Annotated in this window: 21 protein-coding genes and 2 pseudogenes; 15 read left to right on the forward strand and 8 right to left on the reverse strand. The window is 62.1% G+C overall.

From position 1 onward, the window contains the following. Positions 1 to 287: 287 nt before the first annotated feature. The 8 genes and pseudogenes from BLO97_RS32190 to BLO97_RS04670 all read left to right on the forward strand — a co-directional run. Positions 288 to 437: pseudogene (locus BLO97_RS32190) on the forward strand (sensor histidine kinase); the annotation flags it as partial. Further along, entirely contained in the window at positions 434 to 1,180 is a 747-nt protein-coding gene (locus BLO97_RS04645; RefSeq protein WP_003206780.1) for a LytR/AlgR family response regulator transcription factor, read from the forward strand. The pseudogene BLO97_RS32190 and the gene BLO97_RS04645, both read left to right, overlap by 4 nt. Positions 1,181 to 1,317: 137 nt before the next feature. Beyond that, positions 1,318 to 2,259: a hydroxymethylbilane synthase gene (gene hemC, locus BLO97_RS04650; RefSeq protein WP_063323841.1), complete on the forward strand. Its 942-nt coding sequence runs from the start codon at positions 1,318 to 1,320 to the stop codon at positions 2,257 to 2,259. Then, positions 2,256 to 3,002 (forward strand): annotated as a pseudogene (locus BLO97_RS31845) (uroporphyrinogen-III synthase); the annotation flags it as partial. The gene hemC and the pseudogene BLO97_RS31845, both read left to right, overlap by 4 nt. 36 nt (positions 3,003 to 3,038) lie before the next feature. Further along, entirely contained in the window at positions 3,039 to 4,172 is a 1,134-nt protein-coding gene (locus tag BLO97_RS31850) for a uroporphyrinogen-III C-methyltransferase (protein WP_256571678.1), read from the forward strand. After that, positions 4,169 to 5,416, forward strand: a complete 1,248-nt coding sequence (locus BLO97_RS04660) for a heme biosynthesis protein HemY (RefSeq protein ID WP_072343040.1) — start codon at positions 4,169 to 4,171, stop codon at positions 5,414 to 5,416. The genes BLO97_RS31850 and BLO97_RS04660 overlap by 4 nt, the downstream gene beginning before the upstream one ends. 396 nt (positions 5,417 to 5,812) lie before the next feature. Beyond that, positions 5,813 to 6,355, forward strand: coding sequence for a disulfide bond formation protein B (locus BLO97_RS04665; RefSeq protein WP_092148226.1), 543 nt, complete (start codon positions 5,813 to 5,815; stop codon positions 6,353 to 6,355). Positions 6,356 to 6,529: 174 nt separating this feature from the next. Beyond that, positions 6,530 to 6,988, forward strand: coding sequence for an Rsd/AlgQ family anti-sigma factor (locus BLO97_RS04670; RefSeq protein WP_003206770.1), 459 nt, complete (start codon positions 6,530 to 6,532; stop codon positions 6,986 to 6,988). Positions 6,989 to 7,047: 59 nt separating this feature from the next. Here the strand turns inward: BLO97_RS04670 and BLO97_RS04675 are convergent, their stop codons facing one another. Then, positions 7,048 to 7,713, reverse strand: coding sequence for an FKBP-type peptidyl-prolyl cis-trans isomerase (locus BLO97_RS04675; RefSeq protein ID WP_092148223.1), 666 nt, complete (start codon positions 7,711 to 7,713; stop codon positions 7,048 to 7,050). 191 nt (positions 7,714 to 7,904) lie between these two features. On the opposite strand from BLO97_RS04675, the gene BLO97_RS04680 reads away from it, so the two are divergent. Beyond that, the gene (locus BLO97_RS04680) at positions 7,905 to 9,080 is read left to right on the forward strand and encodes an AlgP family protein (protein ID WP_092345166.1); all 1,176 of its coding nucleotides are present in this window, start codon (positions 7,905 to 7,907) and stop codon (positions 9,078 to 9,080) included. Here BLO97_RS04680 and BLO97_RS04685 read toward each other — a convergent pair. Then, positions 9,077 to 9,541 (reverse strand): TIGR02444 family protein, encoded by a 465-nt coding sequence (locus BLO97_RS04685; protein WP_092345168.1) that lies wholly within the window; start codon positions 9,539 to 9,541, stop codon positions 9,077 to 9,079. The genes BLO97_RS04680 and BLO97_RS04685 overlap by 4 nt on opposite strands. A gap of 50 nt (positions 9,542 to 9,591) precedes the next feature. On the opposite strand from BLO97_RS04685, the gene BLO97_RS04690 reads away from it, so the two are divergent. The 3 genes from BLO97_RS04690 to rhtB all read left to right on the forward strand — a co-directional run bounded on the left by BLO97_RS04690 (position 9,592) and on the right by rhtB (position 12,818). Next, positions 9,592 to 11,502: an ATP-binding cassette domain-containing protein gene (locus BLO97_RS04690; protein ID WP_092148217.1), complete on the forward strand. Its 1,911-nt coding sequence runs from the start codon at positions 9,592 to 9,594 to the stop codon at positions 11,500 to 11,502. Continuing rightward, positions 11,502 to 12,083 carry a mechanosensitive ion channel family protein gene (locus tag BLO97_RS04695; RefSeq protein WP_092148214.1) on the forward strand — a complete coding sequence of 194 codons (582 nt, stop codon included), beginning with the start codon at positions 11,502 to 11,504 and terminating at the stop codon, positions 12,081 to 12,083. The genes BLO97_RS04690 and BLO97_RS04695 overlap by 1 nt, the downstream gene beginning before the upstream one ends. Positions 12,084 to 12,185: 102 nt before the next feature. Further along, positions 12,186 to 12,818, forward strand: coding sequence for a homoserine/homoserine lactone efflux protein (gene rhtB / locus BLO97_RS04700; RefSeq protein WP_092148211.1), 633 nt, complete (start codon positions 12,186 to 12,188; stop codon positions 12,816 to 12,818). A 143-nt stretch (positions 12,819 to 12,961) separates the two neighbouring features. On the opposite strand, the gene BLO97_RS04705 is transcribed toward rhtB, so the two are convergent. The 4 genes from BLO97_RS04705 to BLO97_RS04720 all read right to left on the reverse strand — a co-directional run bounded on the left by BLO97_RS04705 (position 12,962) and on the right by BLO97_RS04720 (position 16,287). Then, entirely contained in the window at positions 12,962 to 13,705 is a 744-nt protein-coding gene (locus BLO97_RS04705) for a penicillin-binding protein activator LpoB (RefSeq protein WP_092151245.1), read from the reverse strand. Between the two features lie 3 nt (positions 13,706 to 13,708). Then, positions 13,709 to 14,296 carry a penicillin-binding protein activator LpoB gene (lpoB, locus tag BLO97_RS04710; protein ID WP_072343012.1) on the reverse strand — a complete coding sequence of 196 codons (588 nt, stop codon included), beginning with the start codon at positions 14,294 to 14,296 and terminating at the stop codon, positions 13,709 to 13,711. A gap of 206 nt (positions 14,297 to 14,502) precedes the next feature. After that, positions 14,503 to 14,874, reverse strand: a complete 372-nt coding sequence (locus BLO97_RS04715; RefSeq protein WP_003206754.1) for a YcfL family putative periplasmic lipoprotein — start codon at positions 14,872 to 14,874, stop codon at positions 14,503 to 14,505. Between the two features lie 18 nt (positions 14,875 to 14,892). After that, on the reverse strand, positions 14,893 to 16,287 hold the full coding sequence (locus tag BLO97_RS04720; protein WP_092345340.1) for a COG3014 family protein: 1,395 nt from the start codon (positions 16,285 to 16,287) through the stop codon (positions 14,893 to 14,895). A 315-nt stretch (positions 16,288 to 16,602) separates the two neighbouring features. Here BLO97_RS04720 and BLO97_RS04725 point away from each other — a divergent pair, with 315 nt between their 5' ends. Together BLO97_RS04725 and BLO97_RS04730 are read left to right on the forward strand one after the other, a co-directional pair. Then, positions 16,603 to 18,501 carry a cytochrome c/FTR1 family iron permease gene (locus BLO97_RS04725; protein ID WP_092149198.1) on the forward strand — a complete coding sequence of 633 codons (1,899 nt, stop codon included), beginning with the start codon at positions 16,603 to 16,605 and terminating at the stop codon, positions 18,499 to 18,501. 109 nt (positions 18,502 to 18,610) lie between these two features. Further along, positions 18,611 to 19,066 carry a YaiI/YqxD family protein gene (locus tag BLO97_RS04730; protein ID WP_060740113.1) on the forward strand — a complete coding sequence of 152 codons (456 nt, stop codon included), beginning with the start codon at positions 18,611 to 18,613 and terminating at the stop codon, positions 19,064 to 19,066. 54 nt (positions 19,067 to 19,120) lie between these two features. Here BLO97_RS04730 and elbB read toward each other — a convergent pair whose 3' ends face one another. Beyond that, entirely contained in the window at positions 19,121 to 19,789 is a 669-nt protein-coding gene (gene elbB, locus BLO97_RS04735; protein WP_092149195.1) for an isoprenoid biosynthesis glyoxalase ElbB, read from the reverse strand. A 123-nt stretch (positions 19,790 to 19,912) separates the two neighbouring features. On the opposite strand from elbB, the gene BLO97_RS04740 reads away from it, so the two are divergent. Next, positions 19,913 to 21,148 (forward strand): sterol desaturase family protein, encoded by a 1,236-nt coding sequence (locus BLO97_RS04740; RefSeq protein WP_092221294.1) that lies wholly within the window; start codon positions 19,913 to 19,915, stop codon positions 21,146 to 21,148. On the opposite strand, the gene BLO97_RS04745 is transcribed toward BLO97_RS04740, so the two are convergent. Further along, on the reverse strand, positions 21,129 to 21,752 hold the full coding sequence (locus BLO97_RS04745) for a DedA family protein (protein WP_003206742.1): 624 nt from the start codon (positions 21,750 to 21,752) through the stop codon (positions 21,129 to 21,131). The genes BLO97_RS04740 and BLO97_RS04745 overlap by 20 nt on opposite strands. Between the last annotated feature and the right edge of the window lie 40 nt (positions 21,753 to 21,792).

Genomic DNA, 21,792 nt, shown 5'->3' on the forward strand with positions numbered 1-21,792 from the left:
GTAGCGGTTAAAGGCTGCGGCGGATGATAGCAGGGTTGCCGGGACTGGCGCTGGCACTGGTCGGCAGGTTTTTTCGATGCAAGCCTGGGATCCAACCGGGTTTTCCCGCAACGATATTTTTCGATTGAGCAATATCGTCGTGGCAACCGTCTACAGTGGACTGTAGGACTTTTGCTTTTTCCACCCATGGCGCAGCGGATATAGATAAGAAGGGGGGGCTCATATTGGTCAGATCGACAGTTAACAATCCCTACGGCGACGCCGTGCGACAACGGGCCTCGGGCATCGGTCGGCAAGCGCTGGTAAAGATAGGCAACCGCCTCGCGGCACTTTTTGGCCCTCGAACGAGTCTTAGCGTGGATCGCCGTGACGGATGTCACTTCCCCTGTCTACGCTATCCTTGTGCGAGACTCACGCAGGAATCCAGCGCAATATGAATGTCCTGATCGTTGATGACGAACCACTGGCCCGCGAGCGCCTGAGCCGAATGGTTGGCGAGCTCGAGGGTTACAGTGTCCTGGAGCCGAGCGCCACCAATGGCGAAGAGGCATTGGCCCTTATTGACAGCCACAAGCCGGATATCGTGCTGCTCGACATTCGCATGCCTGGCCTGGACGGTCTACAGGTCGCGGCGAAGCTGTGCGAACGAGAGTCGCCGCCCGCCGTGGTGTTCTGTACCACCCGGGACGACTTCCCTCCCGAGGTGTTGCAGGCCGGCGCCGTAGGCTACCTGGTCAAGCCCGTGGCGGCCGAGGCGCTGCTCGAAGCCTTGCGCAAGGCCGAGCGGCCCAACCGCGTGCAGCTGGCAGCGCTGACCCGTCCGGCCGCCGAAAGCGGCAGCGGCCCGCGCAGCCATATCAGTGCGCGCACCCGCAAAGGCATCGAGCTGATCCCGTTGAACCAGGTGGTCTATTTCATTGCCGACCACAAATACGTGACCTTGCGCCATGAGAGTGGCGAGGTGTTGTTGGATGAGCCTCTCAAGGCCCTCGAAGACGAGTTCGGCGAACGTTTCGTACGCATCCACCGCAACGCCCTCGTGGCTCGCGAGCGGATCGAGCGTTTGCAACGCACCCCCCTTGGGCATTTCCAACTGTTCCTCAAGGGCCTCAATGGCGACGCGCTGATTGTCAGCCGGCGACACGTGGCCGGCGTGCGCAAGATGATGCAGCAGCTTTAATGCGGCGGTCCAAGGCGTTCGATGCGTTTCAATTCGAGGATTTGGCGGCCAGGGAGGCCTTAGGGTCGTGATTCAAATCAAAGCGGTTTTGGCTGAGCTGTTATTATCTGCCGTATCTTTTAAGTACGGATTGATCCATGTCCCCTCGCGAGATCCGCATCGCCACCCGTAAAAGTGCCTTGGCCCTCTGGCAGGCCGAATACGTCAAAGCCCGCCTGGAAGCGGCCCATCCCGGCCTGATCGTGACCCTGGTGCCCATGGTCAGTCGCGGTGACAAGCTGCTGGATTCGCCGCTGTCGAAGATCGGCGGCAAGGGCCTGTTCGTCAAGGAACTGGAAACCGCGTTGCTGGACAACGAAGCCGACATCGCCGTGCATTCGATGAAAGACGTGCCCATGGACTTCCCCGAAGGCCTGGGCCTGTTTTGCATCTGCGAGCGGGAAGACCCCCGCGATGCGTTCGTCTCCAACACGTTCTCCAGTCTTGACGCACTGCCCGCCGGGAGCGTGGTGGGTACTTCCAGCCTGCGTCGCCAGGCACAGTTGCTGACTCGCCGCCCGGACCTGCAAATCCGTTTCCTGCGCGGTAACGTCAATACGCGCCTGGCCAAGCTCGATGCCGGTGAGTACGACGCGATCATTCTCGCCGCCGCCGGCCTGATCCGCCTGGGCTTTGAAGATCGCATCACCTCGGCCATCAGCGTCGACGACAGCCTGCCGGCCGGTGGACAAGGGGCGGTGGGCATCGAGTGCCGTAGCGCCGACAGCGACATCCATGCCTTGCTGGCGCCGCTGCACCATGAAGACACCGCTACGCGGGTATTCGCCGAGCGCGCCCTTAACAAACACCTCAATGGCGGTTGCCAAGTGCCGATCGCCTGTTACGCCGTGCTGGAAGGCGAACAGGTCTGGTTGCGTGGCCTGGTGGGGGATCCCAACGGTGGCCGGCTGCTCAGCGCCGACGCCCGGGCGCCGCGCCACGATGCCGAGGCGTTGGGCGTGCGGGTGGCCGAGGATCTGTTGAGCCAGGGCGCCGCCGACATCCTCAAGGCCGTCTATGGCGAGGCCGGCCACACGTGACGGGTTGGCGGCTGCTGCTCACCCGGCCGGCGGGCGAGTCGTCGGCGCTGGCGGCTGTCCTGGCCGAAGCGGGGGTCTACAGCAGCAGCCTGCCCTTGCTGGATATCGAGCCGGTCCCGCTGTCCGATGCCGGGCGGGCGATACTCCAGGTGCTGGACCAATACTCTGCCGTGATCGTCGTCAGCAAACCGGCCGCACGCCTGTGCGTCGAGTTGCTGCGCCAATACTGGCCCCAGCCTCCAGACCAACCATGGTTCAGCGTGGGGGCGGCCACCGGACAGATTCTCGTCGATGCCGGCCTCACGGTGTTTTATCCCGATAACGGCGATGACAGCGAAGCCTTGCTGGAACACCTGGTCTTGCGCCAGGCTGTTGCGCGGCCCGACCCCAAGGTTTTGATCGTGCGCGGTGAAGGCGGGCGTGGCTTGCTGGCAGAGCGTTTGCGCGAGCAAGGTGCTAGTGTCGATTATCTGGAATTGTACCGCCGCCACTTGCCCGATTACGGCGAAGGGGCGTTGCCGGCGAAAGTCGAAGCGGAACACTTGAACGCACTGGTGGTCAGCAGTGGGCAGGGCTTCGAGCATCTGCAGCGGCTGGCCGGCGATGCGTGGCCGGCCTTGGCGCGGTTACCGTTGTTTGTTCCAAGCCCAAGGGTTGCCGAGATGGCGCGTGCCGCCGGGGCCCGAACAGTTGTGGATTGTCGTGGCGCCAATGCCGCGGCTTTGCTGGCGGCGTTACGGGAACACTCCGTGCCGTTTTCTAATGCAAAGGATGGATACGTGAGCGAAACAGCCTTGCCAAAAGAAGATCTAGACCAGCCAGCGATCGATGCGCCGGTTGAAACTCCGCCCCCGGTGGCGCCGCGTCGCGGCAACGGGTTGGCCATAGTTGCATTGCTGCTCGGGGCCGCTGGCGTGGCCGTGGGCGGTTGGGGCGTGTGGCAGGTGCGTCACCTGCAAACCAATAACCAGCAGCAGTCCGCCCAGGTCCAGGCACTGAATGACCAGGCCCAGAGCCTCAAGCTCAACGAGCAACGCCTGAGCGAGCGCCTGGCGCAATTGCCTCCGGCCGAAGAGCTGGAGGGGCGGCGGCGCCTGGTGGCCCAGTTGCAAAGTGACCAGCAGCACCTGAACCAGCGCCTGGAAACCGTGCTCGGTGCCAGCCGCAAGGATTGGCGCCTGGCGGAGGCCGAGCACTTGTTGCGCCTGGCCAGCCTGCGTCTTTCCGCCCTGCAGGACATCAACAGTGCCCAGGCGCTGGTCCAGGGGGCTGACGAAATCCTGCGCGAGCAGAACGACCCCGGTTCGTTCGCCGCCCGCGAGCAACTGGCCAAGACCCTCGCCGCGTTGCGCAGCACCGAGCAACCGGATCGCACCGGGCTGTTCCTGCAACTGGGCGCCTTGCGTGACCAGGTCCTGGAGCTGACCGAACTGGCGCCCGAGTACAAGGACCGCGGTGAATCCTTGCTGGGCCTGACCGCCGACGGCGATGGCGCCAGTCGTTGGGCGCAGTGGTGGGACCAGATCTCGCGCTATATCCGTATCGACTTCAACGCCGATGAAAATGTTCGTCCGCTGCTGGCCGGGCAAAGCCTCGTGCAAGTGCGCCTGGCCTTGAGCCTGGCGCTGGAGCAGGCGCAATGGGCCGCCCTCAATGGTCAGGCGCCGGTCTACACCCAGGCGCTGACCGAGGCTCGGGACGTGTTGAAGAACAACTTCAACCAGGACAACCCGCAAAGCAAGATCATGCTCGAGCGCGTGGTCGAGCTGTCCAAGCAGCCGGTGACGGTGGTCACCCCGGACCTGACGGGCACGCTGAGCAGCGTCCAGGCTTACCTTGAGCGCCGCAACCTCAATGCCCAGGAATCGGTCAAGCCGTTGCCCGCGCCTGGCGCGCAGGAGGCCACGCCATGAAGCGTCTCTACGTGATTCTGTTCGTGGTCATCGCTGCCGCTGCCTTGCTGGGCGTGGCGATTGCCGAGCATTCGGGTTACGTGCTGGTGGCGTACAAGAACTTCCGTTATGAAGCTGGCCTTTGGGTCACCCTGGCGCTGGTGGCGGTGCTCTGGCTGGTGTGGCGAGGCCTGAGGGCGCTGATCGGGCTGGTGACTACGTCGAGCGGCGTGGTCAACCCGTGGTCGCGGCGCAACCGCAGCCGGCGGGTGCAAGTGGCGATCGAGCACGGCCAGTTGGACCTGGCCGAAGGTCGCTGGGCCAGTGCCCAACGACACCTGCATCGTGCTGCCGAAGCCGAGCGCCAGCCGCTGCTGTATTACCTTGGTGCCGCCCGTGCGGCCAACGAACAAGGTCTCTACGAACAGAGCGACAGTTTGCTCGAGCGCGCCCTGGAGCGTCAGCCCCAGGCGGAACTGGCCATTGCCCTTACGCACGCGCAACTGCAGACGGACCGAGGCGACACCGACGGCGCGTTGACCACGCTCCAGGCCATGCATGAGCGGCATCCCCATAACGTCCAGGTCCTGCGCCAACTGCAACGACTGCATCAGCAGCGCGGCGACTGGTCGGCATTGATCCGGCTGTTGCCGGAGCTGCGCAAGGACAAGGTCCTGCCACCCGCTGAACTGGCGGAACTGGAACGTCGTGCCTGGGGTGAAAACCTCACCCTGGCAGCCCACCGTGAGGAGGACGGCAGCGTCGGTTTGCAGTCGCTCAATCGCGCCTGGCAACAACTGACCTCCGCGCAGCGCCAGGAGTCCGCGCTGGTGCTGGCCTATGCCGAGCAGTTGCGTCAGTTGGGAGCCCAGGTCGAGGCTGAAGAGGTACTGCGAAGTGCGCTCAAGCGTCACTATGACAGCCATCTGGCGCGCCTGTACGGGTTGGTTCGAGGCAATGATCCGATCCGCCAGTTGCAAACGGCCGAAGGCTGGCTCAAGGATCATCCGGCGGATCCAAGCCTGCTGCTGACCCTGGGGCGCCTATGCCTGCAGAACAGTTTGTGGGGCAAGGCGCGGGACTATCTGGAAAGCAGCTTGCGCGTCCAACGCAACCCCGAAGCCTGTGCTGAACTGGCGCGATTGCTGGCGCAACTGGGCGATGCCGAGCGCAGCAACCAGTTGTTCCAGGAGGGATTGGGGCTGCTGGACGAGCGCCTGCTGGCCGCACCGTTGCCGGTTCCGGCTCAGGTGTTGTCCACTTGAGAGGGGCATGACTCATTCTTGAAAATGGTATGAACCCTTGTGGCGAGGGGATTTATCCCCGTTGGGCTGCGAAGCGGCCCTTTGAAGCTTGGGCTCGATGAAAATCTGATACAGCACGCACGGCGCCAGGCTTTAGGGCTGCCTCGCAGCCCAGCGGGGATAAATCCCCTCGCCACAGGTTCAGTGCCGTCCACGAGCGAAGGGTTGCGAATACCACCCTGGTTTTGGGGCTTTGGTCATGCCGTCAGTAAAGTCCTACAGCCCATCGCGCTGTATCCTCTTTGGCCTGTCGGGAATTCCCTACATCCCTGGTGAAGTGTCTGCGCGGGCCTGCCTTGAAAGGCCCGAGGGCTTTCCTCTACCGTAACTGCTTGTCTCTTCTGTTACGGAACCGCCATGTCTTTGGCCAGCTCACGCTTCTTGTTTTTCATGGCTTCCATCGCCGCAGCCCTGGCTTTGGGCATTGCCACTTATCTGGAGTATTCGGTCGGCCTGACGCCTTGCAGCCTGTGTGTCTTGCAGCGGTTGTGCCTGACGCTGTTCCTGGTGAACAGCCTTGTGGCATGCGTACACGGTCCAGGCCAAAGAGGCAGTCTCTTCTATGGTGCGGCAGGGTTGGTTTTTGCGACGGGGGGAATGACCCTGGCATGGCGTCAGGTCTTGATGCAAAGCCATTCGTTCGAGCCGTTTCCTGATTGTGTTGCCCAGCCCAAGCTGATGGATTCGTGGTGGTGCGCGTTGCATCGCGTCCTCGACGGCGCGGTCGATTGCGCGAATATCACCTGGACGCTGTTCGACCTGAGTATCCCCGAATGGAGCCTGTTGTTTTTTCTCGCGGTGTCCAGCGCGATGGCCTATCTACTGCTGCGCCTTGCCTGGAGTGCTCTGGTACGACCGCTCAGCGGCGATACGTCGCAGATGCTCCGGGCCGTGGATTAAACACTTGTATGAACTTTATCTCCTGCGTACCTTGAAGCCATTGTCGTGCGGGCATAATCTGGCCCGCACGTGTTATTGGAATTGTGCCGCTCGATCATGTTGTGTCTGGCTTGTCCCTGATCATCAGGCGTGCACAGGCTGCGAGTGGCATGACCCACAAGGGAAGAAATCACCATGCTCGAAAGTTGTCAGAATGCTCAGGAACGCTGGGGTGGGGTGCATCTGCTGATCGATCGCTGGTTGCAGGAGCGTCACGAACTGGTTCGGGCCTACGATGCCCTCGGCGATAAGCCTGAAGCGCTGAGCGAAAGCCGCAAACCCTTGCAGGAGTTCTGCGGTGTGCTGGTCGACTATGTGTCTGCCGGTCATTTCGAGATATACGAACAACTGACGGGCGAGGCCAAGGCCTTCAACGACAAGCGCGGCCTGGAACTGGCCGAGCAGATCTACCCGCGTATCGACGTCATCACCGAAAAGCTGCTGGCGTTCAACGACCTGTGCGATGAAGGCAAGTGCGTAGCGGAAAAATTCAAGGAGCTGGGCGGCTTGCTGCACGAACGTTTCGAACTGGAAGACTGCCTGATCGAAGTGCTGCACAACGCTCACAAGGAAGAAGCCGCGGTCCAGGCCTGAGGGTTTCGCGGTCATGAAAAAACGGTGCGCAGTGCGCACCGTTTTTTATTGAGTCGGCGTCAGGTCGTCGCGCCCAGCAATTCGATTTCAAACACCAGTGGTGTGAACGGCGGGATCACATCTCCCGCCCCTTCGGCGCCATAGGCCAGGGTCGACGGAATCACCAACCGCCATTTTGCGCCTACCGGCATTTGCGGCAATGCACTGCGCCAGCCGTCAATCACGCTGTCGAGGTTGAACCATTGTGCCTGGTGGTTGGAATCGAATACGGTGCCGTCCGGCAATCGACCGGTATACAGCACCTGGACCTTGCCGTGAGGGCCGGCTTTCGCGCCGTGGCCTGGCTTGATCTCGGTCAGCAGGATGCCGTCTGCGAGTTGCTGGACGCCTGGACGGTTCTTTTCTTCATTGAGAAATTTCTGCTCCGTTTTCAACGCGGCTTCGATCTGTGGCGTTGTCGATTGCGAATTCAGTCGTGCCTGGTGCTCGGCCAGGATCTGTTCGATGCGTTCATCCTTGAGGGCCAGCGGCTTGCCCAGGTAGGCCTGTTGCAAGCCTTCGACCAAGGCTTTGATCTGCAGGTCCGGCACGTCCTGGCGCAGGCGTTCGCCGAGGCTTGCGCCCAGGCTGTAAGCCAAATCGTGGGCATCGTTTGCGCTGGTTTTTTCAACGGCCTGGACCGTGGAGCAAACCATGCACAGGAATAAAAACAGGTGACGCGACATGTGTGCTCTCCGGCCTCGAATCGAGGAATTATGCCAGTGCCGATATCTATAGAGGTGGATTGCCAAGGCACTGGCGCAGAAGATTTTTCGTCCCTTGCAACGCAACGTCTTGTGTACTGTCAACATGCCCTAGCGGCGGTTGAAGCAGAGGTCTAGTATGAGCCGCACTCACGTCAGTCAGGAGGTAAACCATGTCGGCCACCAAGAAGCCTGTAAACACTCCGTTGCACTTGCTCCAACAACTCTCGGGCAGCCTGCTCGAACATCTGGAAAATGCCTGCTCCCAAGCCCTGGCTGATGCTGAAAAACTGCTCGCCAAACTTGAAAAACAACGCGGCAAAGCGCAGGAAAAACTGCACAAGTCGCGCACCAAATTGCAAGACGCAGCCACCGCTGGCAAGGCCAAGGCGCAAGCCAAGGCCAAAGATGTCGTGAAAGAACTCGAAGACCTGCTTGATGCCTTGAAGGATCGTCAGTCCGAGACCCGCGCCTACATTCTGCAACTCAAGCGTGATGCCCAGGAAAGCCTGAAACTGGCCCAGGGTGTCGGTCGCGTGCAGGAAGCCGCAGGCAAGGCGCTGACGCTTCGTGCTGCCAAGCCTGCCGCTGTATCGGCCAAGAAGCCGGCGGCTAAACCCGTCGCGGCAAAAGCTCCGGCCAAAGTCGCTGCCAAGCCTGCGGCGAAAGCACCGGCCAAAGCTGCCAGCAAGCCAGCTGCCAAATCGGTCGCTGCCAGTGCTGCAAAACCTGCGGCAAAAAAACCAGTTGTCAAAGCTGCGGCCAAGCCCGCCACAAAAACGGCAGTTGCAAAACCTGCTGCCGCCAAGCCTGCTGTAAAAGCTGCTGCTAAACCGGCCGCTAAACCTGCGGCAAAAGCTGCAGCCAAACCTGCCGCTAAAACCGCCGCCGCAAAACCTGCTGCCAAAGCTGCGGTAAAAGCCACCGCAAAACCTGCTGCCGTTAAGCCTGCTGCCAAACCAGCAGCGAAGCCTGCGGCAACCAAAACGGCTGCGGCCAAGCCCGCTGCGAAAACGGCTGCCAAGCCTGTCGCTGCCAAAGCCCCCGCCAAAGCGGCGGCTAAACCCGCTGCCAAACCGGCTGCGGCCAAGCCTGCTGCGGCGAAGCCAACGGCTGCCAAACCAGCCGTCGCGAAGCCCGCTGCCGCCAAACCAGCCGCCAAGCCGGCAGCGAAACCGGCCGTGAAAAAGCCAGCCGCTGCAAAACCTGCGACTGCGCCAGCCGCCAAGCCAGCGACACCGGCTCCGACCACGGCACCGGCTCCAACCGCCAGCACTCCGGCCGCGGCGACCAGCCCATCCGCCGCCGTTGCGCCGAGCATCAGCAGCACCCCAACCAGCGCTTCCTAAGTGCCGGACACCGCGACGCGCAGCTGATGCAGCGCGTCGCGGCTCGCTGGCCCGGCATTCGCCGCCAGCCCTTGCAGCCATTGCGCTGAATCGTTCTGTTGTGTCCCAGGCCAATCCTTGGCCAGCGCTTCCAATCGCCCCAGCAATTGCCGTTCGGCCGCCAGCTCCAGCTGCTTGACCTGCTCGCGCAGGCCATTGAGTGCCGTGTCCTGGAGGGCGCTGGTTTTCCATTGGCTGCGAAGCGTGCGCAGTGGCCGCACCACCTCGGCATCCCAGGGCTCGGCCAATAGTCGAAGCTGCCGCAGCCTGTGTTCATTGCAGGCCACGCCACGCTGCGCCAGCCACAGGCCACACAGCAGCAGGCAGACGTTGGCGCCGGCGTCTTGTGATGCCAGGCACGCAGGCTCTACGCCAGGCTTGGCATAGAGGTCGAGGGAAAAGCTCCACAGGTCTGGGGACATCGTGCTACTCGCGCCAGTTGCGAGCGAAGCTGGTAGACTCCGCCGCCATTATGATCCGACTTCAGAACCTGACTTTACAGCGTGGCCCGCAACGTCTGCTAGAAGACGCCGAGCTGACCCTGCACGCCGGCCACAAAGCCGGCCTCATCGGTGCCAACGGCGCCGGCAAATCGAGCCTGTTCGCCTTGCTGCGAGGCGAGCTGCACCCGGACTCGGGTGATTGCCTGTTGCCGGCTGATTGGCGCATCGCCCACATGCGCCAGGAGGTCGACACCCTCGAGCGTCTGGCGGTGGACTACGTGCTCGATGGCGACCTGCGCCTACGCCAGGTGCAACGCGACCTGGCGGCGGCCGAAGCGGCCCACGACGGTGCCGCACAGGCCCGTCTGCACGCGGAACTCGACAGTGCCGACGGCTACACCGCCGATGCCCGTGCGCGCAAATTGCTCGCCGGCCTGGGCTTTACCAATGAGCAGATGGATCGTCAGGTCGGGGACTTCTCCGGTGGCTGGCGGATGCGCCTGAACTTGGCCCAGGCCTTGATGTGTCCTTCGGATCTGCTGTTGCTCGATGAGCCGACCAACCACTTGGACCTCGACGCCATCATCTGGCTCGAAGACTGGCTCAAGAGTTACCCGGGCACGCTGCTGCTGATTTCCCACGACCGTGATTTCCTCGACGCGGTGGTGGATCACGTGGCCCATGTCGATCAGCGCAAGCTCACCTTGTACCGTGGCGGCTACAGCGCCTTCGAACGCGCGCGTGCCGAACGCCTGGCCCAGCAACAGCAGGCCTACGAGAAGCAGCAGGCGCAACGTGCGCACATGGAAAGCTACATCGCCCGCTTCAAGGCCCAGGCCACCAAGGCCCGCCAGGCCCAGAGCCGGATCAAGGCATTGGAGCGGATGGAAGAGTTGTCGGCGGCCCACGTCGATTCACCGTTCGATTTTGTCTTCCGCGAATCGACCAAGATTTCCAGCCCGTTGATCGACCTGTCCGACGCGCGCCTGGGGTATGGCGACAAGACCGTGCTGGAGAAGGTCAAGCTGCAACTGACCCCGGGTGCGCGGATTGGTCTGCTGGGCCCCAACGGTGCCGGTAAGTCGACCCTGATCAAGAACCTTTCCGGCGAACTCGAGCCTCTGGCCGGGCGCCTGACCCGGGGCGAGAACACGGTGGTCGGCTACTTCGCCCAGCATCAGCTCGATTCCCTGGACTCCAAGGCCAGCCCGCTGTTGCACCTGCAACGCCTGGCACCGACCGAGCGCGAGCAGACCCTGCGGGATTTCCTCGGCGGTTTCGATTTCCGCGGGGCGCGCATCGACGAGCCGGTGCTGAATTTCTCCGGTGGCGAAAAGGCACGCCTGGCGTTGGCACTGATCGCCTGGGGCCGGCCGAACCTGTTGCTGCTCGACGAACCGACCAACCACCTGGACCTGGAAATGCGCCTGGCCCTGACCATGGCCTTGCAGGAATTCAGTGGCGCGGTGCTGGTGGTGTCCCACGATCGGCATTTGCTCAAGAGCACCACGGATAATTTCTTCCTGGTGGCCGACGGCAAGGTCGAGGAGTTCGACGGCGACCTGGAAGACTACGCCCGTTGGCTGGTGGAATACCGCCAGCGCAACGCGCCGGTCAGCAGCACGCCGGTCAACCCGGACAAGACCGACAAGAAAGCCCAGCGCCAGGCCGCCGCCGCATTGCGCCAGCAACTGGCGCCGCACAAGCGTGAGGCCGACAAACTCGAAGCCGAGTTGGGCAAGCTGCATGAAAAACTGCAAAAGATCGAAACCAGCCTTGGCGACAGTGGTCTCTACGAGGCGGCGCGCAAAGATGAGTTGCGCGACCTGCTGGCCGAGCAGGCCAAGCTGAAAATTCGGGAAGCGGAACTCGAGGAGGCTTGGATGCAAGCGCTGGAACTGCTGGAAAACCTGCAAGCGGAGCTGGAGGCGTTGTCCTGATGGAAGCGTTGGCGTTGCCTATACCCGTCATGTGGATCGAGCCGATCTGGCTGGGTGTGCAAATCCTGCTGATCCTGTTGGTGGGATATGTCGCCCAGCGGTTCGTTGCGCGTGCGCTCACGGGCCTCGGCGAGCGCTACCCACTGCCGACGCAATTGGTGATCATCCTGCGCGGTGTGCTGCGCTGGCTGATCATGGGCAGCGCCGTACTGGTGGCGCTGGAGCGCCTGGGTGTCTCGGCCACGGTACTCTGGACGGCGATCTCGGGTTTCGTGGCGGTGGCGGCGGTGGCGTTCTTCGCCATCTGGAGCGTGCTGTCCAACCTGTTCTGCGCCGTGTTGATCTACACCGTCGGACCGTTTCGCCTGGGCGATGTGGTCGAGCTGGTGGACACCACCGACAAGCCTGGCATCAAAGGACGCGTGGTGGCGATCAATCTGCTGTACACCACGCTGATCGAACCCGAGGAACTCGGCACCGGCAGTGCCATGGTGCAAGTACCCAACAGCCTGTTCTTCCAGCGTTCGGTACGGCGCTGGCGTGGCAGCGAAGCGTTTCCGGTGGGTGGGTTCGTCGAATAATCCGGCTTCGCCGATTGGCTTTTTTTTGCAAAAAAGCGATGGTCAATCCTTCAGCGGCGCATTAGCTTAGTCGTTTTCGACGAATTCGAGCCGAGGTGTGCAATGGTGCTGGAAACATGGCTGGCGTTTTTCGCCGCCTGTTGGGTGATCAGTCTTTCCCCGGGCGCCGGTGCCATTGCATCGATGTCCAGTGGCTTGCGCTACGGGTTTTGGCGCGGTTACTGGAATGCCCTGGGCCTGCAACTGGGCCTGGCGCTGCAAATCGTGATCGTCGCCGCCGGTGTTGGCGCTATCCTCACGGCCTCGGCCACCGCGTTCTATGCGATCAAGTGGTTCGGCGTGGCCTATCTGGTTTACCTGGGTATCAAACAGTGGCGAGCCATCCCTGGCGATATCAGCGATGATTCCGTCGTGCGGCCCATCGGTAACCCTTTGGCGCTGGTGTTTCGTGGCTTCCTGGTCAACATCAGCAACCCCAAGGCGCTGGTGTTCATGCTGGCGGTGTTGCCACAGTTCATCAATCCCCATGCACCATTGATCCAGCAATACCTGATCCTGGGCGTCACCATGATCGTCGTCGACCTCATCGTCATGGCCGGGTACACCGGGTTGGCGTCCAAAGTCCTGCGGCTGTTGCGTACACCGAAGCAGCAACGGCGGATGAACCGCACGTTTGCTGGCCTGTTCATCGGGGCGGCGGGCTTGCTCGCGACGATTCGCAAGGCTGCGGTGTAACCGGCTTATACACAACACCTGTGGCGAGGGAGCTTGCTCCCGCTCGGTTGCGCAGCGACCGCAAGATCTTGGGGCCGCTTCGCGACCCAGCGGGAGCAAGCTCCCTCGCCACAAAAAGCGTCTCTACTATCCAGCGGCGTGGCTCAGCGCAAGATCACCGGCGCCGTATCCCGTGGCAGGTTATTGCGCTGCATCGGCTCGCCGGGCTGTTGATAGCTCGGGCCGCCGAGCTGTTCGCTCAGTTGCCGCGCCACGTCTTCCCCCAGGGCCTTGGACACATCGCGCACCACCCGCGGCCGGTTGAGGCTGATGCGCACGTCCCGGTGGTTCAACAACTTGGTGTCCTGGCCTTCGCCCATGGCCGTAAAGGCCGAGGTGATTTCGTAGGTCTTGGTGTTGATCAGGCTGAAGTCTGCCACCAAGGTCAGCGCCAGTACGGCCGAATAGCTGTCGGTATTGGCCAGCTCGTTGATGTCGCGGGTGAAGTCGATGTCCGACACCGTGCCGAACAGCACATAGTCGGCACCCTTGAAGTTCCCGGCCTTGATGCGCTTGATCACGTCATAGACGTCGCCCTTGGACGACGCGGTGTGCGGGGTGCCCTGCACCAGCTGGAACATCCCGCTGCGCAGGATCTCGCCCTTGATGTCGCCAGTGAACTTGCGCAGTTCGCCCTGCTCGATATAGCTGCTGGTGGCTTCCATCTCGTCGTAGCTCGAGGAAGCGCTGGCGCTGTAAGGGTTCGCCTGGAAGTTGCTCTGCGCTGAGACGGTGTGGATGTATTCCTCCACCCGCTCCTGGTATGCAAGGTCGGTCACTGCGACTTTCGGGGCCGCCTGCGCGCCAAATGCGCAGGCCAGGGCCATGATGCCTATCCATGTGCGCATGGCTTAACGCTCCGTGGTCTTGCGGATTTCTTTTTCGTCCATCCACTCGGCCAGACCGCTTTCGACGTCGATCAATTGCAGGCTGAATTTGTAGAAGACGTCCTTGTAGTCGCTGCTGCGCTTGACGATCGAGCTGATGGAGCCTTCGAGGCGGTACTTGGCAGCGATCATGTTGCCGGTCTTGGCCACGGTGCTTTTCTTGTACAGGCCGCTCTGGTTCTGCAGCTTGAGCTGATCGACCTGGCTGTCCATGGCGGTGTTGTCGCTGGCGAAGCGAGCAGCGCCGGTCTTCATCAGCTGGGTCTTGATGCTGGTGGTGATTTCACGGGTGTCGATGTATTCGCTGGTCTTGTTCTTCACGTCATAGACCTGGACCACCGGGCGACCCTGCAGGATGCCGGACTGGGCCAGGGAGCGGGTCATGGACTCGGCGATCATTTGCAGGTCGGTGGAACCGAACTCGTTGGTCACGGTTTCCACGGCCTTGGTGTCGCCGTAGCTGATGTTCTTGTTGCCCAGGACCGGCGAGTTGTTGGCGCAACCGCTGACCAGCAGGGCGGCGAGGGCGATGGAGGAAATGCGTACGAACATGTGGGTGCTCTCGAAAACTGAATGAAATGGGGCTAAGGCTTGATGCCGATCAGTAAAGGAACTTGTGCCGGCGATCCCCGTGGCGAGGGAGCTTGCTCCCGCTGGGTCGCGAAGCGGCCCCAAGATCTTGCGGTCGCTGCGCAACCGAGCGGGAGCAAGCTCCCTCGCCACAGGTCTGGTGTTGGCTTGACCGACCGGGATCAGGCTCAAGGGGTATTGATTTCCAAACGGAAATCCACCGCCTTGGGGGTCGGTGCGATGGCCGGCAGGAAGCTGGTCTGTTCGCCGTACAGCGTCAGGCTTTTCCAGGTTTCTTCCTCGGCGATCGGAAAGCCTTCCGGCCCGAGCCAGGCAAAGCGGTAATACATCGTCTTGTTGTTGTAGCTGGTATTGCTCAACTGGACATTGACGGTCATGTAGCCGTTTTCCCGGGCCACGCGCATGGCGCCGACCACAATGTTCTTGGTCTTGCCCATCGCCACGACCTTGCTGGCGGCGCTGCCCGGCTCCGGTGGTGGCGGGGTGGCGCAACCGGCCAGCAAGGCCAGGGCGCCGACGGCGATCAGTTTTAAACGCATGTGAACAAGACTCCGTTCTTAAGGTTGCTTGAGGGCAATGGCGGTCGGGTTGGCGCTTGGCATCACCTGGGCCGCCAGGCCACCGGCGAACACCTGATTACCCACCGCACGCAGGCTGATGACCTGGTAGCGCTGGTCGACGGTGACCTTGACCACCGAGCCGCCCACCGCGCTTGGCAAGGTGACCTGGTGCTCGCCTTTCTTCAGGCGCAGGCGCACCACCTGGGTGTAGTCGGGCAGGGTGCGCCAGGTTCGGGTATCGGCACCTTCGAGTACGGCCGAGGTGAGGCCGACGGCCAGGCCGGCCAGGGGATTGGTGTCGTTGATCTGCTTTTGCGCCACGCCACGGGTGACGGCGCGCACGGTGGTGCGCAGGATGATGCCCGGCATGTCGTCGCGCAGGGCCCGACGGGACATGGCGGTGGTGCTGTTGAGTTGGGTCAGGTCCAGCTGGCGGCCGTCGACACCGATCTGGCCGAAGGTGGCCGTGGAAGTGTCGGGCTTGATCAGTGGGAACGACAACGGCGTGATGACCAGGTTGCCGCTGATTGGCAAAGGCAAGGGAATGCGGATCGAGTCCCGGGACGGCGCCAGGCCACTCTGCACCACGATCAGGATGTCGCTGTCGTCGCTCTTGGCGGCGGGCTTGTCGAGGTCACGCAGGGCCTGCTCCAGCAGCGGTGTGTTGGGGCGCAGTTCGGCGGCCTTGCGATAACCCGGTGCGGCCAGGTCCTTTTCACCCAGGGCTTCGTAGACGAAACCGGCCAGGTAATGGCTGAACGCGCTCTGGTAACTGTTCTTGAGGCTGACCACTTCCGGGGCATCGAGGCTGGCCACCGGGTAACCCTGAAGGTCCTTGTATTCGGTCTTGACCCCTTGTTTCTCGGCTTCTTCCTCGCGCTTGAGGTATTCCTTGTCCCGCAGGTCGGCGATCACCGCTTCGCGTTCGTGGGTCTTCTTGATCTGGGTCCGTGCGCCGTCGAAGTCATTCACCGCCAGCAGGTTCAGGGCCATCTGCGTGGTCAGCATGACCTTTTCGTAGTCGTAGCCTTCGTAGCGGCGGACTTTATCGTTGACCAGGAAACTGCCGAACTGGGCCAGGTACTTGGCCGTGTCGAGCTTGACCGCATCTTCCCACTGGGCAACTTGTTGGTCGGCGCTGTTCCAGGCGGTCTGGCTGCCGGACAGGTCGCCCTTGGCGCGCAGCAGCTCACCTTTCTCGAAGTAATACAGCAGGTCCTTGTCCTGGCTGGTGTTGTTCTTTTCCAGCAGCGTCAATGCGGCGTCGACGTTGCCGGAAGCCAGTTGCTGGTTGGTCTGGGCCAATTCGCTGTCGTAGTTGCGAAAGGCCGAACAGCCGGACAACAAGGTGATCGCACCGAGGGCGATCGGAAAAACGGCACGGGATGCCATGAACATTTCTTCCCTGAGAAACAGCCGGGGTGTGCGGGTCGGGCTGGGGCGATCCCACGGACAAGCGTTGGTACGCTGTCGGTTCCTCATAAAAAGAGGAGCTTTTATGCCATCGAATGATAAGAAGGCGGCGGGATTATAAACATGGCTCTTGGCTATGTAATGGCTTTTCAGTGTCTAAATGCCGTTTTTGTGACATCACCTCCAAAGCATGAAAATCCGATGAAAATCGGCTCCCAAGTCATATCCGCCCTTGAGCCGAAGCCATTGGAAGTGAACAATGTGTTACTTCTTATTACCAACTGAGAGTCATTCATGACTGTGCCGTTCCGTTTCCTGGCCTGGCTTCTACTGCCATTGCTCGCTTTGTGCAGCACTGCGCTGCAGGCCGACCCCCTCGAGAGTGCCCCCCAGGCGCTGCATTTGTTGGATTACATCGGGGCGGATTACCCGGCGACGGTCGAGGCGGGCAAGGTCATCGACGAGGCGGAGTACCGCGAGCAGCTGGAATTTACCCAAGCGCTGGAAGGGTTGGTCGCCGGGTGGCCGGCCAAGCCAGAAAAGACTGAGCTGGTCCAAGGCATCGGCACCCTGCGCACGGCGATCACCCAGCGCCAGGACGGCGGCGATGTTGCGCGCCTGGCGCGGCAACTGGGGGCCAAGCTGGCGGTGGCATATGAGGTCAGCCAGGCACCGGTCATCACGCCCGACCCCACCCGCGGCGCGCCGCTGTATGCGCAAAATTGCTCGGTGTGCCACGGAGCCAACGGTGCCGGCGACGGTCCTGCCGGTGTCGGCTTGGAACCGCCGCCCGCCAACATGCGGGACGCCCAGCGCCTGGATCGCCTGAGTCTCTATGCGATCTACAACACCGTCGGCATGGGCATCGAAGGCACGGATATGCCGGCCTTCGCCGATCAGCTCGACGACCGTCAGCGCTGGGACCTGGCGACCTACATCGCCAGCTTCAGCGCGGACCCGGCCGCCGCCAAAAGTGAACAGGTCTTCAACCTCGCTGACCTGGCGCGCCAGACCCCGGCCGAAGTCCTCGCCGCACAAGGCCCGGCAGCGGCGGCGACGTTCCGTGCCCAGCGTGCCCAGCCGCCGCAAGTGCAACGTGGCCCGGCGCAGTTGCTCGACTACACGGCGGCCACCCTGGATAAAAGCATCGCGGCGTACCGTGCCGGTGATCACGACCAGGCCTATGACTTGTCGGTAGCGGCTTACCTGGAAGGTTTCGAGCTGGTGGAAAGCTCGCTGGACAACGTCGATGCCAACGTGCGCAAGGACACCGAAAAGTCCCTGATGGCCTACCGTCAGTCGTTGCAGGACGGTTTGCCGGTGGAGCAGGCGGTACAGCGTCTGGACGCGGCCAAGGCCAAGTTGAAGGAGTCCGCCGGCCTGCTGGGTGGCGATGGCTTGAGCTGGTCGCTGAGCTATATCTCCGGGTTGCTGATCCTGCTGCGTGAAGGATTGGAAGCGATCCTGGTGCTGGCGGCGATCCTGGCGTTCCTGCGCAACACCGGCCAGCAGTCGGCGGTGCGCAGTGTCAACGTCGGTTGGGGGCTGGCGCTGGTGGCCGGCCTGGCGACCTGGGGCCTGGCGGCGTATGTGATTGACGTCAGCGGTGCCCAGCGTGAGCTGCTTGAAGGCGCGACGGCGTTGTTCGCCAGTGTGATGGTGCTGTGGCTGGGTGTGTGGATGCATGACCGTCGCCACGCAGCGGCCTGGCAGGACTACATCAAGAGCAGCCTGGTGGGCGGCGGTGGTCGGTTTGGTTTTGCGATCCTGGCGTTCTTCTCGGTCTATCGCGAACTGTTCGAAGTGATCCTGTTCTACGAAACCCTGTGGTTGCAAGCGGGCCCCGCCGGGCACAACGCGGTGCTGGCCGGCGGCGCGACGGCGCTGGTGTTGTTGGTGGGGTTGGCCTGGGTGATCCTGCGCGGCTCGGCGAAACTGCCCCTGGCGCTGTTTTTCAGTATCAACGCCGGGTTGTTGTGCGCGCTGTCGGTGGTATTCGCCGGTCACGGCGTGAAGGCGTTGCAGGAAGCCGGGATCTTCGGCACCCATCCGGTGGCATTCTTCGAATTCGACTGGCTGGGCATTCATGCCGATGCCTATTCGCTGGCCGCTCAAGTGGTGGCGATCCTGGCGATCATGGTGCTGTATGGGCGCAGTTGGGTGGTGGAGAAGCGTCGGGTTCAGGTTTCCTGAAAAGCGTTCGCTGCGCTCATTATCGCGAGCAAGCTCGCTCCCACAGGATGTAGGCTGTCCTTGTGGGAGCGAGCTTGCTCGCGATGCATTTTAAAGAGGAGCAACCCCAATGCGCGTATGGATCGACGCCGATGCCTGTCCCAAGGCGGCGAAAGAACTGGTGGTCAAGTTCGCCCTGAAGCGCCGGTTCGAGGTGGTGCTGGTGGCCGGTCAGCCGCAGATCAAGCCGGCCCTGGCTTGTGTGAAGCTGATCGTGGTACCCAGTGGCCCTGATGCGGCGGACGATTACCTGGTGGAACATGCCGTGCCGGGTGAGTTGGTGATCTGCAGCGACGTGCCCTTGGCCGACCGGTTGGTGAAGAAGGGCGTCGCGGCCCTGGACCCGCGCGGCAAGGAGTTCGATGCCCAGAACATGGGCGAGCGGCTGGCGGTGCGCAACCTGTTCACTGATCTGCGTGAACAGGGCCACATGGGCGGCGGCCCGGCGGCCTACAGCGAGCGAGACAAGCAGGGGTTTGCCAATGCCCTGGATCGGATCCTGACGCGCCTGACCCGATTGCCTTGAATCATGCCCAAACCTCTGTGGGAGCGAGCTCCCACAGGGTTAGTGGTGGTGGGGTCAGGCGTCGTTCTCGTGCGTCAATTCCAACACCCGATCCACCAGTTTGTTGATGCCGGAAGCCGCTTCGCTGATGTTCTGCGCCAGCATGTAGGCCGGGGTGCTGACCAGTTTGCGCGCTCGGTCTTCAACGATGTCGGTGACGGTGCACTCTTCGTGAGTACCCCCCATTTTGGTCACAGCGGCGGCAGTGTCGACGTCGTTGCCGATGGTGCAGACCACGCCCGGGCCGTAGATTTTCGCCGCCAGGGCCGGGGAGATGCAGATCAGCCCGACCGGTTTGCCGGCCTCGGCAAAGGCCTCGGTCAGCGCGAGGACCTCTGGCTGGACCGTGCAAGCCGCGCCTTCGACGGCAAAGTTGGAGAGGTTTTTCGCCGAGCCAAAACCACCAGGTACGATCAGGGCGTCGAAATCCTCGGCCCTGGCTTCACGCAAGTCCTTCACGTTGCCCCGCGCGATCCGCGCCGATTCCACCAACACGTTGCGGCTCTCGGGCATTTCCTCGCCGGTCAGGTGATTGATCACATGCAACTGGGCAATGTTGGGGGCGAAGCACTGGACGTGAGCCCCACGCTGATCAAGACGCAGCAAGGTGATCACGCTTTCGTGGATCTCGGCGCCGTCATAGACGCCACAGCCGGAAAGGATCACTGCAATTTTTTTGCTCATGGGCTTTTCTCCAGATTCATGGCGTTAAATGTCTACTAATTTGTCACTCGTTGCCATAGGGGGATCGGCCAGCTACACCTAATCTGCCGACTATCTCCCTGCCTCGCATGCCCGGGTTGCGTCATGAACTTCATCCTGTATGCCGTGCCGTTCTTCTTCGTGCTGATCGCCGTCGAGTTGCTGGCCGATCGCTGGCGGGGCGTGAGCCACTACCGTGTGGCCGACGCGATCAACAGCTTGAGCACCGGCGTGCTGTCGACCACAACGGGCCTTTTGACCAAAGGCGTGGGGCTGGTGACCTATGCCTTTGCGTTGAAACACCTGGCTATCATCGAGCTGCCTGCCGACCGGGCCTGGACCTGGGTGGTTGCCTTTGTGCTCTACGACTTCTGCTACTACTGGCTGCACCGCATGGGCCATGAACGCAACATCCTCTGGGCCGCTCATTCGGTGCACCACCAGAGTGAGGACTACAACCTTTCCACGGCATTGCGCCAGACCAGTACCGGGTTCCTGTTGAGCTGGATCTTCTACGTCCCGCTCGCCGTATTGGGTGTGCCACTGGTGGTCTTCGTCAGCGTTGCGGCGTTGAATCTGCTGTACCAGTTTTGGGTCCACACCCAGCACATTCCCAAGCTCGGCTGGCTGGAGTGGTGCTTCGTGACGCCGTCCAATCATCGTGCCCACCATGCACAGAACCCTCTCTACATGGATCGCAACTACGGCGGGGTGTTCATTATTTGGGACCGTCTGTTTGGCACCTTCCAGGAAGAAGACGTCAACGAACCGGTGATTTTCGGCGTGACCACGCCGCTGGAGAGCTGGAATCCGTTGTGGGCCAACCTGCAGTTTTATGCGCAGCTGTGGGCCGATGCCAGGCGGGCCGGGCGTTGGTGGGACAAGCTGCGGATCTGGTTCATGCCCACCGGTTGGCGTCCGGCGGACGTCGCGGCCAGGTACCCGCTGAACAAGTCGGACTTGAGCCAGTTCCGCAAATTCGACGTGCCGTTGGATGTTCGCCAGCAGTGGTACGTGGGGCTGCAGTTCTGCGCCTACATTGCCTTGGGCAGTTATCTGATGAACCTTGAAGCCAGCCTGCCGGTCGTCGCCCTGATGCTGGGTTGGGGCGCGGTGGCGTTCGGTCTGTTCGTGTTGGGCGTGGCCCTGGAGAATCGCCCGTGGGCGTTGCGGCTGGAGCTGTTGCGGCTGGCCTCGAACCTGCCGCTGGTATGGCTGGCGCCACTGGCCGGGTTGTGGCCGGCCAACCCTGTGGCCTGGGCCGGGCTGCTCAGCTACAGCCTGCTCAGCGGCATCGGGCTATATTGCTGCCGTACCCGGTTTACTCGGTTGGCGTCGTAGGTTCGCCGGACCTGGCTTGCTCCAGGCGCTCGGCTTCGAGGACTTTCCTGGCCAGGCGTGCATTCTTGATGCGTCGGCGCAGCCACAAGACCAGGCCCAGCACCAGCAGTGCGCCGAGTACCCACAACTCATACTTCTTGATGCTGCCCAGCATGCCTTCGAGCACTGCGCCAAAGTGGTACGCGGCCGCAGCCAACGCCGTGGCCCAGATCGCCGCACCGATGCCGTTGAGCAGCAGGTAGCGACCCGGCGGATAGCCTGACAGACCGATCGCCACCGGCATCACCGTGCGCAGGCCATAGACGAAACGGAAGCTCAGGACCCAGATGTCCGGATGCCGGCGGATGTGCTCCAGCGCCCGATCCCCCATCAACTGCCAGCGTGGCTTGCGGGCCAGCAGCTTGCGCCCGTGCTTGCGTCCCAGGAAATACCACAGCTGATCGCCCGCGTAGCTGCCGCAGAACGCCACGACGACCACCAGGTTGATGTCCATGTAGCCACGGAACGCCAGGAAACCTGCGAGCACGAGGATAGTTTCGCCTTCGAAGAACGTGCCGATAAACAGGGCCAAGTAGCCGAAGTCATGCAGAAATTGTTGGAGCATTGTCTGGGTGCTGGCGAAATGAACGCGCAGCCTAACCCTT

Origin of the sequence: Pseudomonas sp. NFACC05-1, assembly GCF_900100135.1 — a bacterium.
In the GTDB taxonomy this organism is placed as follows: domain Bacteria; phylum Pseudomonadota; class Gammaproteobacteria; order Pseudomonadales; family Pseudomonadaceae; genus Aquipseudomonas; species Aquipseudomonas fluorescens_Q.

What these genes read in the sequence shown, in the direction of transcription:
- BLO97_RS04685 (WP_092345168.1), bottom strand. Translation starts at nt 9,541, where the DNA reads ATGTCCCCAGACCTGTGGAGCTTTTCCCTCGACCTCTATGCCAAGCCT.
- rhtB (WP_092148211.1), top strand. Translation starts at nt 12,186, where the DNA reads ATGGTGCTGGAAACATGGCTGGCGTTTTTCGCCGCCTGTTGGGTGATC.
- BLO97_RS04715 (WP_003206754.1), bottom strand. Translation starts at nt 14,874, where the DNA reads ATGCGTTTAAAACTGATCGCCGTCGGCGCCCTGGCCTTGCTGGCCGGT.
- BLO97_RS04720 (WP_092345340.1), bottom strand. Translation starts at nt 16,287, where the DNA reads ATGGCATCCCGTGCCGTTTTTCCGATCGCCCTCGGTGCGATCACCTTG.
- BLO97_RS04705 (WP_092151245.1), bottom strand. Translation starts at nt 13,705, where the DNA reads ATGCGCACATGGATAGGCATCATGGCCCTGGCCTGCGCATTTGGCGCG.
- BLO97_RS04675 (WP_092148223.1), bottom strand. Translation starts at nt 7,713, where the DNA reads ATGTCGCGTCACCTGTTTTTATTCCTGTGCATGGTTTGCTCCACGGTC.
- BLO97_RS04730 (WP_060740113.1), top strand. Translation starts at nt 18,611, where the DNA reads ATGCGCGTATGGATCGACGCCGATGCCTGTCCCAAGGCGGCGAAAGAA.
- BLO97_RS04680 (WP_092345166.1), top strand. Translation starts at nt 7,905, where the DNA reads ATGTCGGCCACCAAGAAGCCTGTAAACACTCCGTTGCACTTGCTCCAA.
- BLO97_RS04695 (WP_092148214.1), top strand. Translation starts at nt 11,502, where the DNA reads ATGGAAGCGTTGGCGTTGCCTATACCCGTCATGTGGATCGAGCCGATC.
- BLO97_RS04660 (WP_072343040.1), top strand. Translation starts at nt 4,169, where the DNA reads ATGAAGCGTCTCTACGTGATTCTGTTCGTGGTCATCGCTGCCGCTGCC.
- hemC (WP_063323841.1), top strand. Translation starts at nt 1,318, where the DNA reads ATGTCCCCTCGCGAGATCCGCATCGCCACCCGTAAAAGTGCCTTGGCC.
- BLO97_RS04745 (WP_003206742.1), bottom strand. Translation starts at nt 21,752, where the DNA reads ATGCTCCAACAATTTCTGCATGACTTCGGCTACTTGGCCCTGTTTATC.
- lpoB (WP_072343012.1), bottom strand. Translation starts at nt 14,296, where the DNA reads ATGTTCGTACGCATTTCCTCCATCGCCCTCGCCGCCCTGCTGGTCAGC.
- BLO97_RS04665 (WP_092148226.1), top strand. Translation starts at nt 5,813, where the DNA reads ATGTCTTTGGCCAGCTCACGCTTCTTGTTTTTCATGGCTTCCATCGCC.
- BLO97_RS04740 (WP_092221294.1), top strand. Translation starts at nt 19,913, where the DNA reads ATGAACTTCATCCTGTATGCCGTGCCGTTCTTCTTCGTGCTGATCGCC.
- BLO97_RS04725 (WP_092149198.1), top strand. Translation starts at nt 16,603, where the DNA reads ATGACTGTGCCGTTCCGTTTCCTGGCCTGGCTTCTACTGCCATTGCTC.
- BLO97_RS04645 (WP_003206780.1), top strand. Translation starts at nt 434, where the DNA reads ATGAATGTCCTGATCGTTGATGACGAACCACTGGCCCGCGAGCGCCTG.
- elbB (WP_092149195.1), bottom strand. Translation starts at nt 19,789, where the DNA reads ATGAGCAAAAAAATTGCAGTGATCCTTTCCGGCTGTGGCGTCTATGAC.
- BLO97_RS04670 (WP_003206770.1), top strand. Translation starts at nt 6,530, where the DNA reads ATGCTCGAAAGTTGTCAGAATGCTCAGGAACGCTGGGGTGGGGTGCAT.
- BLO97_RS04690 (WP_092148217.1), top strand. Translation starts at nt 9,592, where the DNA reads ATGATCCGACTTCAGAACCTGACTTTACAGCGTGGCCCGCAACGTCTG.